Raw genomic sequence first — 16,311 nt, 5'->3', positions numbered from 1 at the left:
GGTAAGCGAGTCGCAAATGCATTTTATTGTGTTACTAGATCGATTACGCTAATCATTTTTGCAACAAATATACATTTTTATAGAAATATTTATATTTTTCTGTTTTCGAAAGAAAAATACATTTACAGTAAAACTTTTTATTATTTTATTAAGATATACAAAATTATTTACGAAAAGTTACATCATTTTGCAAATATTGCGGAGACCATGCAACCAAAAAAGAATACAAGTGAATTTTTAATAAAATCTCAAAAGAATTTATTTGACAGCGACACACACTGTTAATTTGTAGCAAGTTCACGCTATTATAACCACGTTGTCGGAGTGTTGCATGCGCGATTACATCATGTAGCTGCGTCATGTATTCGTAAGATGGATTCACGATGAGCAATCTCTATTGAGTTCGCACAATCGACATCGGGCTGTAGCGCAGTTTGGTAGCGCGCTTCGTTCGGGACGAAGAGGCCGCGGGTTCAAATCCCACCAGCCCGACTTTTGATTTTTTGCACAATCGCGCATATTACAACGCTCGTATAAACAAATAATTCGCTATGATTGAGTAGTGAGCAAAACGGAATTTAATCGCAAAAAGCAAGGTGGCTTAAATGATAAAAGCAGATCAATTATATAAAGAGCTTGACAATATGTTTGCAAGCCACGCAAGCGCGCAAGAAATCGAAAAATACCTGCTAAATGCGCTAAACCAATCGCAAGAAGAAGCACTCAAAGAAACACAAAATAAAGAATCTAAAGAAAAAGCAAATTGCGCATACGATAAATCACAAGAATCAAACGCTCAAGCATTGCAACTATCTGTGTTAAACGAGTTGATGGGATTTTATAGGTCTAGAGGAGAACACGCAAAAAACAAGCCAATCATTGACAATGCGCTAGATTTGGCAAAAAAGATGGATTTAGCAGGCAGCGAAGCTGGCACAACCACTTTGATTAACGCCGCTACTAGCCTACGAGCCGCGGGCAGCTATGAGCGCGCAGCAGAAATATATTCTCAAGCTATTAAAGAATCATCGAAAACACTAAAACCAAACGATAGAAAACTCGCTGCCCTTCACAACAATCTTTCAATGCTTTACAGCGAAACAGGCAACACAAGCGAAGCAATTAATGAACTTAATATTGCGCTTGAAATATTGCAAAAATCGAGTATCGATCCTTCAACAGACATAGATATAGCAGCAACTCACACGAATCTTGCGCTTGCGATTTTGCAAGAGTGTTCGCAGCCTAGCGAAAGCACGAATAGCAAATCTGATAGTCTTAACTCTGCTTTTGAACACGCACAAATGAGTTTAAAAATATACAAAGATGGAAACAACCAAAATCAACCACATTACGCATCTGCTTTAGCTGGATATGCGCAAGTTCAATACGCACGAAAAGAGTATTCCGACGCTGTAAAAGCATACAGCGAAGCTCTAGATTTAATAGCACAATGTTACGGAAAGGATAGCGAGTCATATGCTATAACGTTGGAGAATCTGCAGCAAGCACAGGATGCAGAAGAAAAATTTACGGCGAAAAGCGCGGCAAATACAATTCAATGCGATTCGGAAAAATCGCCAGCAACCGCCCAATTGCAGCCAGAGTCAAATAAAACCATAAAATCAATCAAAACTGTAAAAACAGAAGATAATCCAAAAATAAAAAACGGCATGCAACTTGCAAAATCATATTGGCAAACTTACGGAAAGCCGTTACTTGATCAGCCAAAATTTGCGAAATACAAAAACCGCATAGCTGCAGGATTAGTTGGTCACGGATCGGAATGCTACGGATTTGACGACGAGATTTCGCGCGATCACGATTTTGGCCCAGGATTCTGCATGTGGCTTACAGATGAAGACTATGCGAAAATTGGCGATGATTTGCAAGCAGCTTACGATTCTCTTCCGCAAGAATACGCTGGATTTGGCTCTCGCGAAGAAACTCCACGCGCTAAATCATGCGAAGAAAGCAAGCGAGTTGGAGTATTTAGCATAAGCGAATTTTTGAAAACATAACGGGATTTGCTACTGCACCAAGCAAAAACGAGCCGCATTTATGGCTTTCGTTAAGCGAGCCAACACTTGCTGCAGCTACGAACGGCCAAATTTTTGCAGACCCACTTGGAGAATTTAGCAAAACGCGTCAAAGTTTTAAACTCATGCCAGACGATGTGCGAATCTCACTAATATCCAGAAGACTCGGCATGATGGCTCAAGCAGGTCAATACAATGTTCCACGAATGCTAGCGCGAAAAGACGGAGCTGCAGCATGGCTTTCTATAAACGAGTTTGTGCGCGCAACCGCTTCAATCGTATTTTTGCTAAATAACCCAATAAGTGCAGGATATTTGCCATATTATAAGTGGCAATTTGCAGCTTTACGCAAGCTCAGCGCGCGAATGGCGTCTAGGCTTTCAAACGTGTGTAATAAACTTGAATCGCTTATGCGACTAAGTTCCGCAGCATGCTTTGGTGGAAGCGGATTTGGCGAAGGCGGAAAAGGAAGCAGTGAAGCCGAATCTAAAATAAACGAAATCATTCAAAACGTGTGCAACGAAGTAGTAAAAGAGCTTAAATATCAAGGCTTAAGCAATTGCGGCGAAACGTTTTTAGAATGGCAGCGCCCGTATGTTGAAGCGCATATTAATTCGCGCACAACGTGCTTAAGGAGCTTATGATGTGCGATTCATTATCAAATCCAAAAACGCAAAATCCAAAAACGCAAAATCTTGCAGAAGAAATTACAAAACTAGAATGGCAGCAATTCCAGCTTACGCAAAACGAAGGCGGGCGCGCGAATTGCCAGGAAGATTGGCAAACGTTCCACATTATGCGCATGAGTCAATTTTTAACTTGGCCTCTGGATTTGCAAGAGTCTTATAAGAAAGATCTTGAGCGCGCTGACAGCAATGGCAGAAATTTGATAACAGAAAAATATGCGCGAATGATGGAGTCTACTGCGCCGGAAATTTTTGAACGCACAATTAAGCCTTATATTAAGCCGATTTCAGAACCTAGAAAAAGTGCGCAGGAGCAGATTATTTTAACTCAAGTCGAGTGGGCTGCGGATTTTCGCGAGCGCTACCCTCATTTAGGTCTTGCGATGCGCGTTCTAAAAACAAGCGAAGATACAGAAGAAAACACGTCTTTTGAAACATATTTGCGAGGAGAACTAAGCACGTATTCTGACGATACTTTCGCTAAATACCAGCGTTTTGTAAATAACTTGCGCGCGGAAAATCTAAATCTTACGCAAATGATTATTACGAATACTGTGCATATGTATGGCTACGATTCGCTCGAATCCGCAGAATGCGCACACTAAATCGCAAACGTTTTATCTTTGTTAAATAGTAAACACTTATTAAAAAAACTTGCTTTTGTGCGTTATATTTTAATAAATAGCGCACAAAAACAAGTTACAAAATCAAAGCTAAAAACCTAATCAAGCATAAGATTTATTAGTTTTGAGATAGCGGAAATAACATCTTCAAAATTTACACTTTTCGCATACTGATGCTTCTTAGCATATCTATTCCATCTATCGATTACAGCACTATCGCATGAGATGCATTCAAGTATTTCACATGCTTTTACTTTTGAAAAATACGTATTTCTATGCTTGCAAGTAAGTGACATAGCAATTTTTAATACACTAAAATCAATACTTTCATTAATTTGATTCACAAACTCACAATCGGCTAAATACGCAATAGCAACTCCACTATTCCCGCTATTAGACGCATTCAGTGAATTCATAATTGCGTAAATATCGTAAAAGTCTTTGCTTCTTGTATTACTCTCCGCCTTAGAAAGAATAGTTTGCAATTTTTCAGCCAATACTGATTCAAGTGGATACATTTGCAAATCTATATCATCTCCAAGAACAGTAGAATATTTTCCCACTTTAACTTCTGGATACATTGGATCTCCAGTAGCTATATCAACCGAAAAAGGAAACCTAATTTTATCTAAATGACCGATTATATGAAAACGATATCCACCATATTCATCTTCAGGTCTAATAGAATCAATAGAATCGTTGATTTCAAACCACACACCATCATGGTTTTCATCATAAGCTGTAACACTTTTAATAATATTAAATAAATAAGAATCCTCCATTTTTAAACCATTAATCAAAAAATCAATATCTTGGGTTGATCTATTATCAATTCCAAGCACAAAGCTCAGAAGCATTCCGCCTTTCAAGACGAAATTATTTTTATACTCACTTTTTGCAAGCAACTTCAAAAACTCATCAAAGAAATATCTACTTAACAAAGTGTTGTAATCTAAGCTAAGTTCTTGCGACTTGTTACGCAAACGCTGCGTAACACTATCTCTAATTGCAATACTTTTATTACTACTGTTATTCATCGAGAATCTCCAAAATATCGTCAACTTGCCGAAGAATACCAAATTTTTTGGCATATTCGCGCAATCTATGTACATTTTTCTTAGGATTTCTCACATACGCACGCAAAGCCTTAACAAATATCTCTGAATCCTGACGCCTACGATTCCTAACCAAATCGCAGATAGTGCGCTCCATATCATAAACCATCACATAATTACCAATAACCGTACGCACTTGAGTGATACCAATTTTATACCATTCTTTTTTAATTTGATGCACTTCAACATCATTTTTTATGCGCCACGTGTTATATCCCTGACATACCGTAACTTCGTTTATAAACGGCATGCGATCTGTAAGATTATGCAAATACAAGGCAGTTTGGTAAGAACATATGCAAGCTTTATTACGAAGCTGGAAAAAATAAAGTTCATCATAATTATTTGAATTGCTATCGAGATACACGCCGCGCGCAACTCTTTCCAAATCATTATTTTTGACCATGCTAGTTAGATACCAAGAGTCAATTCCTGCGGAAGAAACTTCTTTTGCCGTGATAATACCGTTATTTTTCTTAACAATTCTTTTAATTTCACTAATATTTGTTCTCTTTTTATCCGACTTTACTTTCACCGTCACATACCAACCTATTAAAGAATTATCAATTTATAGATAATAAACGCTTATAAAAAACTTGCTTTTGTGCTTTATTATTATATAAATAACGCACAATTGCAAGTAAATACAGCTAAAAAGTTGCATATAGGTGATTATTTATGACTGAAAAACGTAAAAAATAACAAATGTTTATAAGTCAAGTATTGACAGTGTTGGCAAACATTGACAAACATTGACAAATTCAGATAACTATTGATAAATATTTACAAATGTTGAGGCAACTATAGCGTGAATAGTTTTATTACAGCATGAATAATTTTGTAGATGCACACTCAATTCTTTGTGCAGTTTTTAAACTACGCAAATCATATTCAACAAAAACAGTAGAAGATGCGCTCAAACCATTTTTGCTCAAAAAATCTCTATAAATCATAATATTCGGCTTGCGCAAATGAGATTCGTAAGATGCACTAACGCCATTTATCTCGCCAAGTATTGGGCAAGTTGTGCGCGCGCAATCAACCCACTCTTGTGAAGCATTTCCCAGCGCCCAAACGCGCACACCTTTTGCAGTTAGATCGCGAGCAACAGCCGCAAAACGCTCTCGCTCCCCTAAAAATCCGTGTGAAAAATTCTCAAAATACAAGCGATAAAGCCAAGTTACGGCAGGACCATGATGCTCGCCAAACGATTCAAGCGCACACTCAATGCCCCATCCTGCTTCACGCAAAGCCTCGTGAAACTCAAAACCCCATTCTGGCTCATAGCTAAACAGCACCTCGCCAATATAATCTGGGTAATGCGATTCCAACGTGCGGCGCGCATCCCAATCAACAAGAAGATGCAAGTCAAAAACAACATCTGTTATGCCGTTTTCAATAATTTTTTGCACGCATAAATCGCAATAATCACCACTATTCTTGCAATCATTGTGATTAGGCGAAAAATCTTCTGTGCAAATCATTACAAATCCTAAATTATTCAGTTGGCGAAATTCCGCCGGCATAGGACGACATTCCAGCACCAGCACCAATTCCAGCACCAAAACTAGCAGGCAAATTGTTCAAATTATAGCCAAGCGCCTCAAGCTGCGCGCGCCCATCTTCCGTAATATTTTCAACGCTCCAACGCGGTTTCCAAGTCCAATCAATACGAAATTCATCAACTAATCCAACAAGCGCACTCGCGCATTCGTCTTCAATCAAATCTGTAAGAGGACAAGCAGGCGTTGTAAGCGTCATCGTAATAATCGCGCGTCCAAGCTCATCAATTTCAATCCCGTAAACTAAACCTAAATCAACTACGTCAATTCCAAGCTCTGGGTCTACAACATCATGCAAAGCATCTTGAATATCTTCCTCAGTTACGCGACCGATGCTATTTACGTCGATTTGAGATTGAGCTTGATTTTCTGCCATAATATTCCTTATTTTTAGTGTTACACTGCGATTTTATAAAGCCACATACGATTTTATATAGCCTCAATAGCCTTTGCAATACCGTCTTTTAAGCCTTCCCATGCAAGCAATGCGCACTTTATTCGCATTGGATATTTAGAAACGCCTTGAAAAACCATTGCATCTTCCAACTCATCTTCGTCTTGCTCGCTTTTTAATCCCACTCCCCTAGATTCCATAAGCTTGTGAAAAAGCGCGGCTAATCGCAAGGCATCCGCAACAGTTTTTCCCTCAACCAAATCAACCATAATCGAAAGACTAGCTTGCGAAATTGAGCAACCATGGCCATCCCACTTAATACTTTTAACAAGCGCATTGCTTGAATTGTCAACGTTTTTAGCGAGTTCCACATGCATCGTAACCTCATCTCCACAAGTTGGGTTAAATTGATGAGATTTTCCTAATGCGTAATTTTTATTAGCTTCTACAGCACAATTTTCATGATGATTTGTAATTGTTATATTAGAATTGTTTTTTAACTCATTGGTTGCTGGCGACTTATCCGAAGCCTCCTCAACTTTCTCTTCCTGCTCTTCTGCTTTAGAAAGACTTTCTGTGTTTGAAAAATGTGTTTTTCCGTGCGGATTTCTAGCAGCATCTAAAATCACTTCTTGATACATGCTTTCTAAGCCGCTACCGTCGTCAACACTCATATCAAACATATGCTCTCCTTATTTGTTATTAAACAGTATTTTATTTGAATTCTATTTGAATTTTATTTGACAATACTATGCACCAAAGTATGCGCGAACATGGGAAACAGCTTCCACAAGCACGCGGACTTCTTCGATTGTGTTATAAACTCCAACAGACGCGCGATTCGAAGCGTACACGCCAAAATGGCGATGAATCGGCTGAGCACAATGATGTCCAACGCGAATCGCAATTCCTTGCGCATCCAAAAACTGGCCAACATCGTGCGGATGCACGCCTTCAACTTCAAAAGAAACCGTTGCAATACGGTTGTTTAAATCAAGCGGCCCAAGCACGCGAACACCTGGAACATCCTGCAATTTCAACAATTCTGCAGCAAGTTCCTGCTCATGCTCTGCAACTCGGTTCATGCCCAACTCGCGAAGCCAATCCGCAGCCACTCCTGCAGCAACCATTTGCGCAACTGGCTGAGTTCCCGCCTCAAAACGGTAAGGCGCATCCATATATTGCGCTGGCTTGTTAAGCCACGCAAGCTCCACCATAGATCCACCAAAATTGGATGGCGGAAGAGCGTTCAAAAGATTGCGGCGTCCATACAAGAACCCAACACCCGTAGGGCCATACATTTTATGCGCGCTAAATGCTGCAAAATCAACATCTAGCGCGTGAAAATCAACTGGAATATGCGGAACAGACTGGCACGCGTCAAGAACAAAAATTGCACCAACCTCATGCGCACGCTTGCAAATCGGCGAAACGTCCGTAATAGCGCCAGTAACATTGCTAATATGCGTAACTGCAACGATTTTCGTGCGCTCGTCAACAATCGTGCTCAAATAATCCGCGTCTGCACGCACGCGACCATCTTCACTTACTTCAATCCATCGAAGCTCTGCACCCGATCGAATCGCAAGCTCTTGGAATGGCAATAAAACGGAATGATGGTCTGCGCGAGAAACAACGATATTATCTCCCTCATTAATCACAAAATGCTGGCGCAAAGTTAAGTTATCTTCCGCAAAACCAGTGCGATTTAATCTAGCGTTAATCGTGGCATTTCCAATAGAAGTGGCAAGAATATTTAGAGCGCCAGTAGCACCAGGCGTAACAATAATCTCTTCGTTTCCTTCTTCACTACAAGCACCAACGAGTTTTGCAACTTTTGCACGCGCTTCTTCAAAGGCAACTGTCGAAAGCGCCGCCAACTCGTGCGCCCCCCTATGCACGCCAGCATTAATAGTCTTATAAAATTCGCTCTCTGCACCGATTACAACCTGCGGCTTTTGAGCAGTAGCTGCAGAATCTAAGTAAATCAAGGGTTTTGAATGTACTTTGCGACTTAAAATTGGAAATTGAGATCTCAAATCTTCAAACTTGTGCATTAACACAGTATCTGTCTCAAGATTTTTATGATTAAACATTCAAAATCCCCTTTTAAGCAAATTTATACAACCTATACAATCAAATTTTATAAATCTTATTCATAATTTAAAAGTCGCTCCCCCAAAACAAAGATTGAAGGAACGACTTTCAAAATTTAAATTTTAATAATTAGCGTTTTATGAACAGCTAATATTAATTAGAATCCAAACTCTGCAGCAGCCTGACGAAGAGTTTCCGCAGAACGCTTCAAAGCAGCAAGCTCGCGATCCGAAACTGGAGTGTTCAAGCGAGAGTTTACGCCATTACGGTTCAACAAAGTTGGAACGGACATGCAGACGTCTGAGATTCCATGGAAATCGTCAAGAAGAGAAGATACTGGCAAAATGCGGTTAGTATCGCGAAGAACGGCTTCAACAATATCAACACCAGACATAGCGATAGCGTAGTTTGTAGCGCCCTTACCGTTAATAATCTTGTAAGCTGCGTTCTTAACTTCTTGATGAATCTCTTCGCGCTTAGCTTCATCCAATGGCTCATGACCTGGAAGAGCGTTCCACTCGCACATTGGAACACCACCAATAGTTGCAGAAGCCCAAAGAGGAACTTCGGAATCGCCATGTTCGCCAGCAATATAAGCGTGAACATTCTTAACATTCACACCAGTTTGCTGCGCAATAAGGAAGCGCAAACGTGCAGAATCAAGGTTTGTACCAGATCCAAACATTTGATTAGCAGGAAGACCAGAAAGCTTCATAGAAACATGCGTAACAACATCCACAGGATTTGTAATAAGCATGTAGATAGCATTTGGAGCGACCTTTACAACATTAGGAATAATCGACTTCATAATGTTGATGGTTGCACCTGCAAGCTCCAAGCGAGTCTGACCAGGCTTTTGACGAGCACCAGCAGTAATAACAACCATGTCTGCGTCACGGCAGATTTCAACGTCATCTGAGCCATCAATAGAAACGGCTGGATAGAAGCTAGAACCATGCTGCATATCGAGCACTTCCGCTTCAACACGTTCCTTAGCGATATCCTCAAGCACAATTTCACGAGCAACACCGCGCTGAGCTGCAGCAAACGCAAGCGTGGAACCTACTGCACCAGCACCAATAATCGCAAGCTTAGTTGGCTTAACCTGAGAACTCACCATTAGAAAAACCCCTTTTCCACAAACCGAGTCGACCCTTATAACTTATAAATAGAAAAATACAAGGGCTGCTCTCACATTAAGAGCTATATGTGTATAAACAGTTTTTACTTTAATCACACCACCGGAATTTTGTTTAAAGTGCAATTTGCATAAGTTTTGCAGCCAAAGAATCGCCAACAAAAGCATCTAATTCTACACCAGAATCCTTATATTCCGCCGATTTTACAATACCGTTTTCCCTAACTCTAGATAGCAAAGATCCAGAATAATCACTATAAGGCAATGTAACTTTAACATGAACATGTGGTGAAGGTAACAAATTTTCTATACGCGTTCTTAAACGGTCAATATTTGTTCCACTTGCAGCAGACACAATTAAAGAATCAGGATACAACGATTGCAAGCGTAAACGCATTGGTTCTTGCATAACATCCGACTTATTAAAAGCAATAATTTGCGCTATATCTTCCACACCGTCAATTTGAGCTAAAACCTCGTTAACTGCCTCAATTTGAGAAACAGGATCTGGGTGAGAACCGTCAACAACGTGCAAAATTACATCTGCATTACCAACTTCTTCCAAAGTTGATTTAAACGCTTCTACTAGCTGAGTCGGCAGCCTTCGAACAAAGCCAACCGTGTCTACAAGCGTATAAGCGCGACCATCTCTAGTTAAAGATTTTCGAACAGCAGTATCCAAAGTTGCAAAAAGCGCGTTTTCTACAAGTTCTTTAGATCCTGTAAGTCTGTTTATAATCGAAGATTTTCCAGCATTTGTATACCCCACTACTGCAACAGTTGGAATATCTTGACGACGCCTAGATCCGCGCTTTGTCTCGCGAGTTGGTGCCATTAGTGCAATGTCGTGACGCAATTTTGAAATTCGATTCCTAATTGCGCGCCTATCCATTTCGATTTTTGTTTCGCCAGGACCTCTAGAGCCTATTCCTGCGTCTCCTGCAGCGCGACCACCAGCCTGCCTAGAAAGAGCAGCACCCCAACCTCTAAGTCGCGGAAGCATGTATTGAAGCTGAGCAAGCTCAACTTGTGCCTTTCCTTCCCTGCTTGTTGCATGCTGAGCGAAAATGTCTAGAATAACAGCCGTTCTGTCTACAACCTTGACTTTAGTGGCATCTTCCAAAGCTCTTCTCTGGCTTGGTGGAAGATCGTCGTCTACCACAATCGTATCCGCATCATTTTGCGCCACAACCGCTGCAAGTTCACGCGCTTTTCCAGAACCAACATACGTTGCTGCATCTGGTCTGTATCTTTGCTGCAACATGCCGTCGCACACTACTGCGCCAGCTGTTTTAGCAAGCGCCGCCAACTCTCTAAGGGACTCTTCTGCTTGGCTTAAAGTTCCGCGAGCGCTAGACCATACTCCTACTAAAACAACGCGCTCTAGTCTTAGTTTTCTGTATTCTACTTCGGTTACGTCTTGTAATTCTCCAAGACCCGCAACTCGTTTTAAGGCGTTTCTTGATTCGCGCTCTTGCCAAGCTTCATCGTTACTCTCTAGGCTTGATCCAGTGTTTGTGGAATCTAGTAGTACTTCGGAATGTCCTGAAAGAACGTCTTTATGCTCATTTTTATGCTCAGGCATACTATTATCACCACTCGCCAAATTGCTGTTTGCTAAAGTACCTACCAAAACTATGCCCTTTGCTATTTTGCTTTAACTACTAACGTTAAATCCCCTGTTAATACACGATTTACAACGTTTGTTTTATTATTGTGAATCTAGAAGACATAATTTTTAACGCAACACTAAAATGGCTATTAACACTTTTAATAAAACTAAAAAGACAAGCAGCATTAATGCTACTAAAACAAACAAAAATACTAAAGAAGCTAAAACTGGCGGCGAACAGTATTTTTCCGCTAACCCAAACTCTTTAGACTTAAGACGAACTTTGCATGTTGATTTGCGCGGTCACGAGGTTAGCGTGCAGGTTTCTAATGGAGTTTTTAGCTCTTCTAAACTTGATTTAGGCACTGCAGTTCTACTTAAACACGCTCCACAGCCTCCAGAAAATGGGCGATTTTTCGACATCGGTTGCGGATGGGGTGCTATTAGTTTGGCTTTAGGTTTTGAATCCCCTAATGCGCAAATTTATGCTGTAGATGTTAATGAACGTGCTCTAGATCTTACTGATATTAATGCCAAGAATGCTGGATTAAACAACATTCACACTTATCTTGTAGAAGATGCATTAAAAGAAGATGCGCTAAAAGACATTGATCTTATTTGGTCTAATCCTCCAATCCGCGTTGGAAAAGACGTTTTGCACAATATTTTGCTCACATGGCTTCCTCGCCTAAAAGTTGGTGGAGCTGCTTATTTAGTTGTTCAAAAAAATCTTGGCTCCGATTCCTTAATCACTTGGCTTTCTAAAACTCTTGGGGAAGATTTTAGCGTTGAAAAATACGCAAGCTCTAAGGGATACAGGATTATAGAAGTCTTAAGAAAATAAGATTTAGCAAAATTTAACAGGATTGAATATGAACTTTGACTATCCTAGTGAACTGCCGATTTGTGCTGCACACGACCAGATTATTGAAGCCATTAAAGAGTCGCAGGTTATAATCGTATCTGGTCAAACTGGTTCTGGCAAAACCACTCAAATCCCAAAAATGGCTTTGGAACTTGGCAGAGGTGGTCGCGGAAAGCAAATTGTTCACACACAACCTCGACGACTTGCTGCACGCACAGTTGCCGAACGAATCGCAAGCGAAATGGGTGTTAAGCTTGGCGAAGAAATCGGCTACCAGGTGCGTTTTAACGACGAAAGCTCATCTAAAACAAAGCTTCGCATAGTTACGGATGGTATTCTACTCGCTCAAATTCAACGCGATCCACTTCTTACGCGCTATGACACTATTATCATTGATGAAGCTCACGAGCGTAGCCTAAATATTGATTTTTTGCTTGGATATTTAACAACTCTTTTGCCAAAGCGCAAAGACTTAAAACTTATTATCACTTCTGCAACAATAGATTCTGCAAAATTTAAAGACCATTTTGAGCAAGCGCTGCACATTAAAGTTCCTGTTATAGAGGTTTCGGGGCGAACATACCCCGTGCGCGTACTTTACGAGCCGCTTGGAAGCGCGCCTTCACTTATGAGGCACGTTCCAGGTTTTGCCGATATTGCTATGGATGATGAAAGCGTTGCGCAAAGCCAAAGTCTTTCGGAAAGCGGCGATATTTGCGACGAAGACATTGCTTCTGCTGTAACTCGCGCATGTGCTCAACTTGTGATTCATTCAAACCACACTCAAGGCGCGCGCGATATTATGGTTTTTGCTTCTGGCGAGCGCGATATTCGCGAGTTTGAAGCATCGTTGCGTTCTTATTTCGGTGCGCGTGCAAGCGACATGAATCGTAGTGACGCCATTGAGATTGTTCCACTTTTTGCACGTCTTTCTTCTAAAGACCAGCATCGCGTTTTTGAACACCACACGCATCAGCGCATTGTAATCGCCACTAATGTTGCAGAAACTTCTCTTACAGTGCCTTCGATTCGCTACGTTGTGGACCCTGGTTTTGCTAGAATTTCGAGATATTCTAAGTCTGCTAAAGTTCAGCGTCTTCCTATAGAACCTATTTCTCAAGCAAGTGCAGATCAGCGCTCTGGTCGTTGTGGGCGAATTGCAGATGGCATTGCTATTCGCTTGTATTCTAGGGAAGATTACGAAACTCGCCCGCGCTTTACCGACCCTGAGATTTTACGCACTTCACTTGGCGCTGTTGTTTTACACATGCTCTCTGTTGGCGTTGCTAAAACTGGCGAAGATATAACGAATTTTGGATTCATTGATCCTCCAGATATTAAGGCTGTAAGCGACGGCTTTAACGAGCTTAGTGAACTTGGTGCAATAAGCAGAAAATCAGGCTTCATCACTTTAACTCATATTGGACGCGAGCTTTCTAAACTACCGATTGACATTCGCCTTGGACGCATGATTATTGAAGCTGCGCGTAAAACCACTCCTAATACTCTTGCTGCTGTTCTGGTAATTGTGGCGTTTTTGAGTTTGCAAGATCCTCGCGAACGTCCGGAAGATAAACGCGATGAAGCAGATAGATTACACAATCGTTATGCAGACGAGTTAAGTGACTTTTTAACGGCATTGAATATTTGGGATCGCATATTCCAAGCGGATGGCGAAATAAGCAATAACGCGCTAAGGCGACTTTGCAAAGAGGAATTTTTCCACTTTTTACGCTTAAAACAGTGGAAAGATTTAGTTAATCAGCTTAAAGATCTATGCAAAGAACTTCATTATAATGTTGGCGAAGCATTGCCACTTAAGCGCGCACCTTTGCAAATCCGCCAATTACCAAATAATCAGCAAGCTGCTCACAGTCTTTGCTGCACTTGGGATTATCAAGGAATCCACGCTTCTATGCTTTCTGGCTTGCTTTCTATGATTGGCATGCAAGTTATTCGCGAGCCTAAAGCTTCGGATTTTGCAGGTCTTCGCGGAACAGCCAAAATTCGCGCTATTAAGCGCGCTCAAAAAATGGCAAAAAACGATTATCAGGGTGCTAGAAGCACAAGGTTTGCAATCTTTCCAGCTTCATCTGTTTCTAAAACAACTCCTTCTTGGATTATGTGTACGGAATTAGTTGAAACTTCTAGACTTTGGGCAAGGTATTGCGCGCAAATCGACCCTGCTTGGGCAGAGTCTTTAGCTAAGAATCTTACTCGCGTAACATATTCAGATGCTCATTGGAGCGCAAGCAAAGGTGCGGCAATCGCCCAATCGAAGGTGCTTTTGTACGGCTTGCCTATTGTGCAAAATCGCACTGTTCAATGGTCTAAAATCAACCCTTACGAATCTCGAATGTTAATGATTCGTCAAGGCTTAGTCGAAGGAAACGTTCAACAGCGTTTTCCATTCAACGATTTTATCTCCTCAAATATTAACATTTTAAACGATGCCGATAATCAAACAAATCGCACTAGACAGGCAAGCGAAACTGTAAACGACGAGGATTTGTTTACTTTTTACGATAATAAACTTCCTCAAGAAGCTACGACTATTGCAGATTTAGCTAAATGGTGGAAAAATTACAGGCTCCGAGACCCGCATTTTCTTGATTTTAACCCAGATTGTGTTGAGCGCTTGCAATACACAAATGACACTGATTTGGCAGACTATCCAGATACTTGGCATACGATTGGAACAGACGGTCAGAAAATCAACTTGCGTTTAAGCTACATTTATGATCCGCATGATCCTTTAGATGGTGTAACTGTGCACGTTCCACTTCATGCACTTTTGCGACTTAAGCCTCAAGAGTTTACTTGGAATGTGCCAGGCTTATTAGACGAGCTTATTATTGGCATGATTAAGTCTCTTCCTAAGACTTTGCGAGTACAATTCGTTCCAGCTCCAGATACTGCTCGTAAAATCCGTGAGTGGATAGATGACAATTATGACTATCTTCCAGGAATAAACGAAAATCCACAAGAAGATTTTATTTGGCAAGATTTTAGCGAAGTCTTTACTAAAGCTGCGATTAGTGTTGTTGGAGCACAAATCCACCCAGAAGTTTTAAGCGATGAACAGTTGCAACGGCTATCTCCTTATTTGCGCATAACTTTTAGCGTTGAGCAGAAGAAAGCTAATCAAAATAAATCAAACAATTCCCATAATCAAAGCAAAAAGCGCATTAAGCCTACTGTTTTAGGAACAGATAAATCGCTAATAAGTCTTCAGCATCGCTTTGCAAAATCAGCTCAAGAGTGTGCATTAAATGTTGTTAATAGCAAAGCAATTAAAGCTGCACAAGCTGGAAATGTTGTTGAGAGAGCAGATTTGTTACACAAGTCTGGTGCAACTAATCTTTCTAGATCTCAAATGGTTTGGCAGGGCGCGCTCAATATGCTTATTTTAGATGATAAACGTATTACATCTAGATGGCTCGGAAGTGAGGCTCTGATACTTGCTTCTGCACCTTATAAGTCTTCTAAAGATTTGGCTCAAGATTTGCAAATGGCAGCTATTAAGCGACTTATACCAGATACACAAAAAATTACTAACGATGTTGAGCTTAAAGAAGCTGTTGGAAATATTGCCGAAGTATACGAAGACACAGTTTATGGTATTGCGCACGATGTGATTGCTATTTTGAAGCGTTTTGCTAAAGTTAGCACTGCTGTTGGCGGCAAAGCCGACTTGCCAATGCTTAGCGTTCTTCAATCGATTAGAGAACACGCAGCCTCACTTGTTTTTCCTGGATTTATTGCAAAAGCAGATTCTAGCGCACTTAGTTCAATAGAACGCTACTTGCATGCTGATTTAATTAGACTTGATAAAGCTAAAACAAATAAGGATAGAGATGTACGATGGGCTTGGCAAGCAGATGAAGCTCATAAGCTTGTGCTAGAAGCTCAAAATAGAGCAGAAAGCTTGCCTGCTGGACCTAATAGAGATGAGGCTCAAGAAAAAGCTCAAAAACTAAAGTGGATGTGTGAAGAATTCTACGTTTCTCTTTGGGCACAAGAACTTGGAACAGCATACCCGATCAGTATTCAGCGTATGAAAAAACTATGTTAGCGTAAAAACTATGTTAGCGTAAAAATGCGCGGCATAAGACTACAAAAAGTGGCCACTATCCACGCAGCCAAAGATGACTGCAAGATAGTGACCACTAATATATTG

11 protein-coding genes, 1 tRNA gene and 1 pseudogene are annotated in these 16,311 nt (G+C 40.7%); 5 read left to right on the top strand and 8 right to left on the bottom strand.

Going from position 1 to position 16,311, the window contains the following annotated elements:
- Positions 1-418 precede the first annotated feature (418 nt).
- The 3 genes and pseudogenes from HXT24_RS03440 to HXT24_RS03430 all read left to right on the top strand — a co-directional run bounded on the left by HXT24_RS03440 (position 419) and on the right by HXT24_RS03430 (position 3,330).
- Positions 419-492, top strand: a tRNA-Pro gene (locus tag HXT24_RS03440).
- A 113-nt stretch (positions 493-605) separates the two neighbouring features.
- Positions 606-2,683 (top strand): annotated as a pseudogene (locus tag HXT24_RS03435) (DUF4037 domain-containing protein).
- Positions 2,683-3,330 (top strand): DUF4125 family protein, encoded by a 648-nt coding sequence (locus HXT24_RS03430; RefSeq protein ID WP_422119181.1) that lies wholly within the window; start codon positions 2,683-2,685, stop codon positions 3,328-3,330. Before HXT24_RS03435 ends, HXT24_RS03430 begins: the two are co-directional and overlap by 1 nt.
- A gap of 116 nt (positions 3,331-3,446) precedes the next feature.
- Here HXT24_RS03430 and HXT24_RS03425 read toward each other — a convergent pair whose 3' ends face one another.
- The 8 genes from HXT24_RS03425 to hflX form a co-directional block, all read right to left on the bottom strand.
- Entirely contained in the window at positions 3,447-4,385 is a 939-nt protein-coding gene (locus HXT24_RS03425) for a nucleotidyl transferase AbiEii/AbiGii toxin family protein (protein WP_004122125.1), read from the bottom strand.
- Positions 4,378-5,004 carry a type IV toxin-antitoxin system AbiEi family antitoxin domain-containing protein gene (locus HXT24_RS03420; protein ID WP_019262037.1) on the bottom strand — a complete coding sequence of 209 codons (627 nt, stop codon included), beginning with the start codon at positions 5,002-5,004 and terminating at the stop codon, positions 4,378-4,380. The genes HXT24_RS03425 and HXT24_RS03420 overlap by 8 nt, the downstream gene beginning before the upstream one ends.
- Before the next feature lie 280 nt (positions 5,005-5,284).
- On the bottom strand, positions 5,285-5,947 hold the full coding sequence (locus HXT24_RS03415; RefSeq protein WP_410312283.1) for an HAD family hydrolase: 663 nt from the start codon (positions 5,945-5,947) through the stop codon (positions 5,285-5,287).
- Positions 5,948-5,960: 13 nt separating this feature from the next.
- Entirely contained in the window at positions 5,961-6,401 is a 441-nt protein-coding gene (locus tag HXT24_RS03410) for a metal-sulfur cluster assembly factor (RefSeq protein ID WP_019261424.1), read from the bottom strand.
- Between the two features lie 53 nt (positions 6,402-6,454).
- The gene (sufU, locus tag HXT24_RS03405) at positions 6,455-7,102 is read right to left on the bottom strand and encodes a Fe-S cluster assembly sulfur transfer protein SufU (RefSeq protein ID WP_422119180.1); all 648 of its coding nucleotides are present in this window, start codon (positions 7,100-7,102) and stop codon (positions 6,455-6,457) included.
- A gap of 66 nt (positions 7,103-7,168) precedes the next feature.
- Entirely contained in the window at positions 7,169-8,515 is a 1,347-nt protein-coding gene (locus tag HXT24_RS03400) for a SufS family cysteine desulfurase (RefSeq protein WP_422119179.1), read from the bottom strand.
- 158 nt (positions 8,516-8,673) lie between these two features.
- On the bottom strand, positions 8,674-9,636 hold the full coding sequence (locus HXT24_RS03395) for an L-lactate dehydrogenase (protein ID WP_004112440.1): 963 nt from the start codon (positions 9,634-9,636) through the stop codon (positions 8,674-8,676).
- 133 nt (positions 9,637-9,769) lie between these two features.
- Entirely contained in the window at positions 9,770-11,239 is a 1,470-nt protein-coding gene (gene hflX, locus HXT24_RS03390; RefSeq protein WP_415703298.1) for a GTPase HflX, read from the bottom strand.
- A gap of 169 nt (positions 11,240-11,408) precedes the next feature.
- Here hflX and HXT24_RS03385 point away from each other — a divergent pair, with 169 nt between their 5' ends.
- Positions 11,409-12,110: a class I SAM-dependent methyltransferase gene (locus HXT24_RS03385; RefSeq protein WP_422119178.1), complete on the top strand. Its 702-nt coding sequence runs from the start codon at positions 11,409-11,411 to the stop codon at positions 12,108-12,110.
- 28 nt (positions 12,111-12,138) lie between these two features.
- Complete coding sequence (hrpA, locus tag HXT24_RS03380) at positions 12,139-16,206, top strand: ATP-dependent RNA helicase HrpA (RefSeq protein WP_422119177.1); 4,068 nt, start codon at positions 12,139-12,141, stop codon at positions 16,204-16,206.
- Positions 16,207-16,311 lie beyond the last annotated feature (105 nt).

Source organism: Gardnerella sp. DNF00354 (assembly GCF_049262755.1).
Lineage (GTDB): Bacteria > Actinomycetota > Actinomycetes > Actinomycetales > Bifidobacteriaceae > Bifidobacterium > Bifidobacterium vaginale.
Note: the sequence above shows the minus strand (reverse complement) of the source record. Positions and strands in the feature narration are given on the sequence as shown.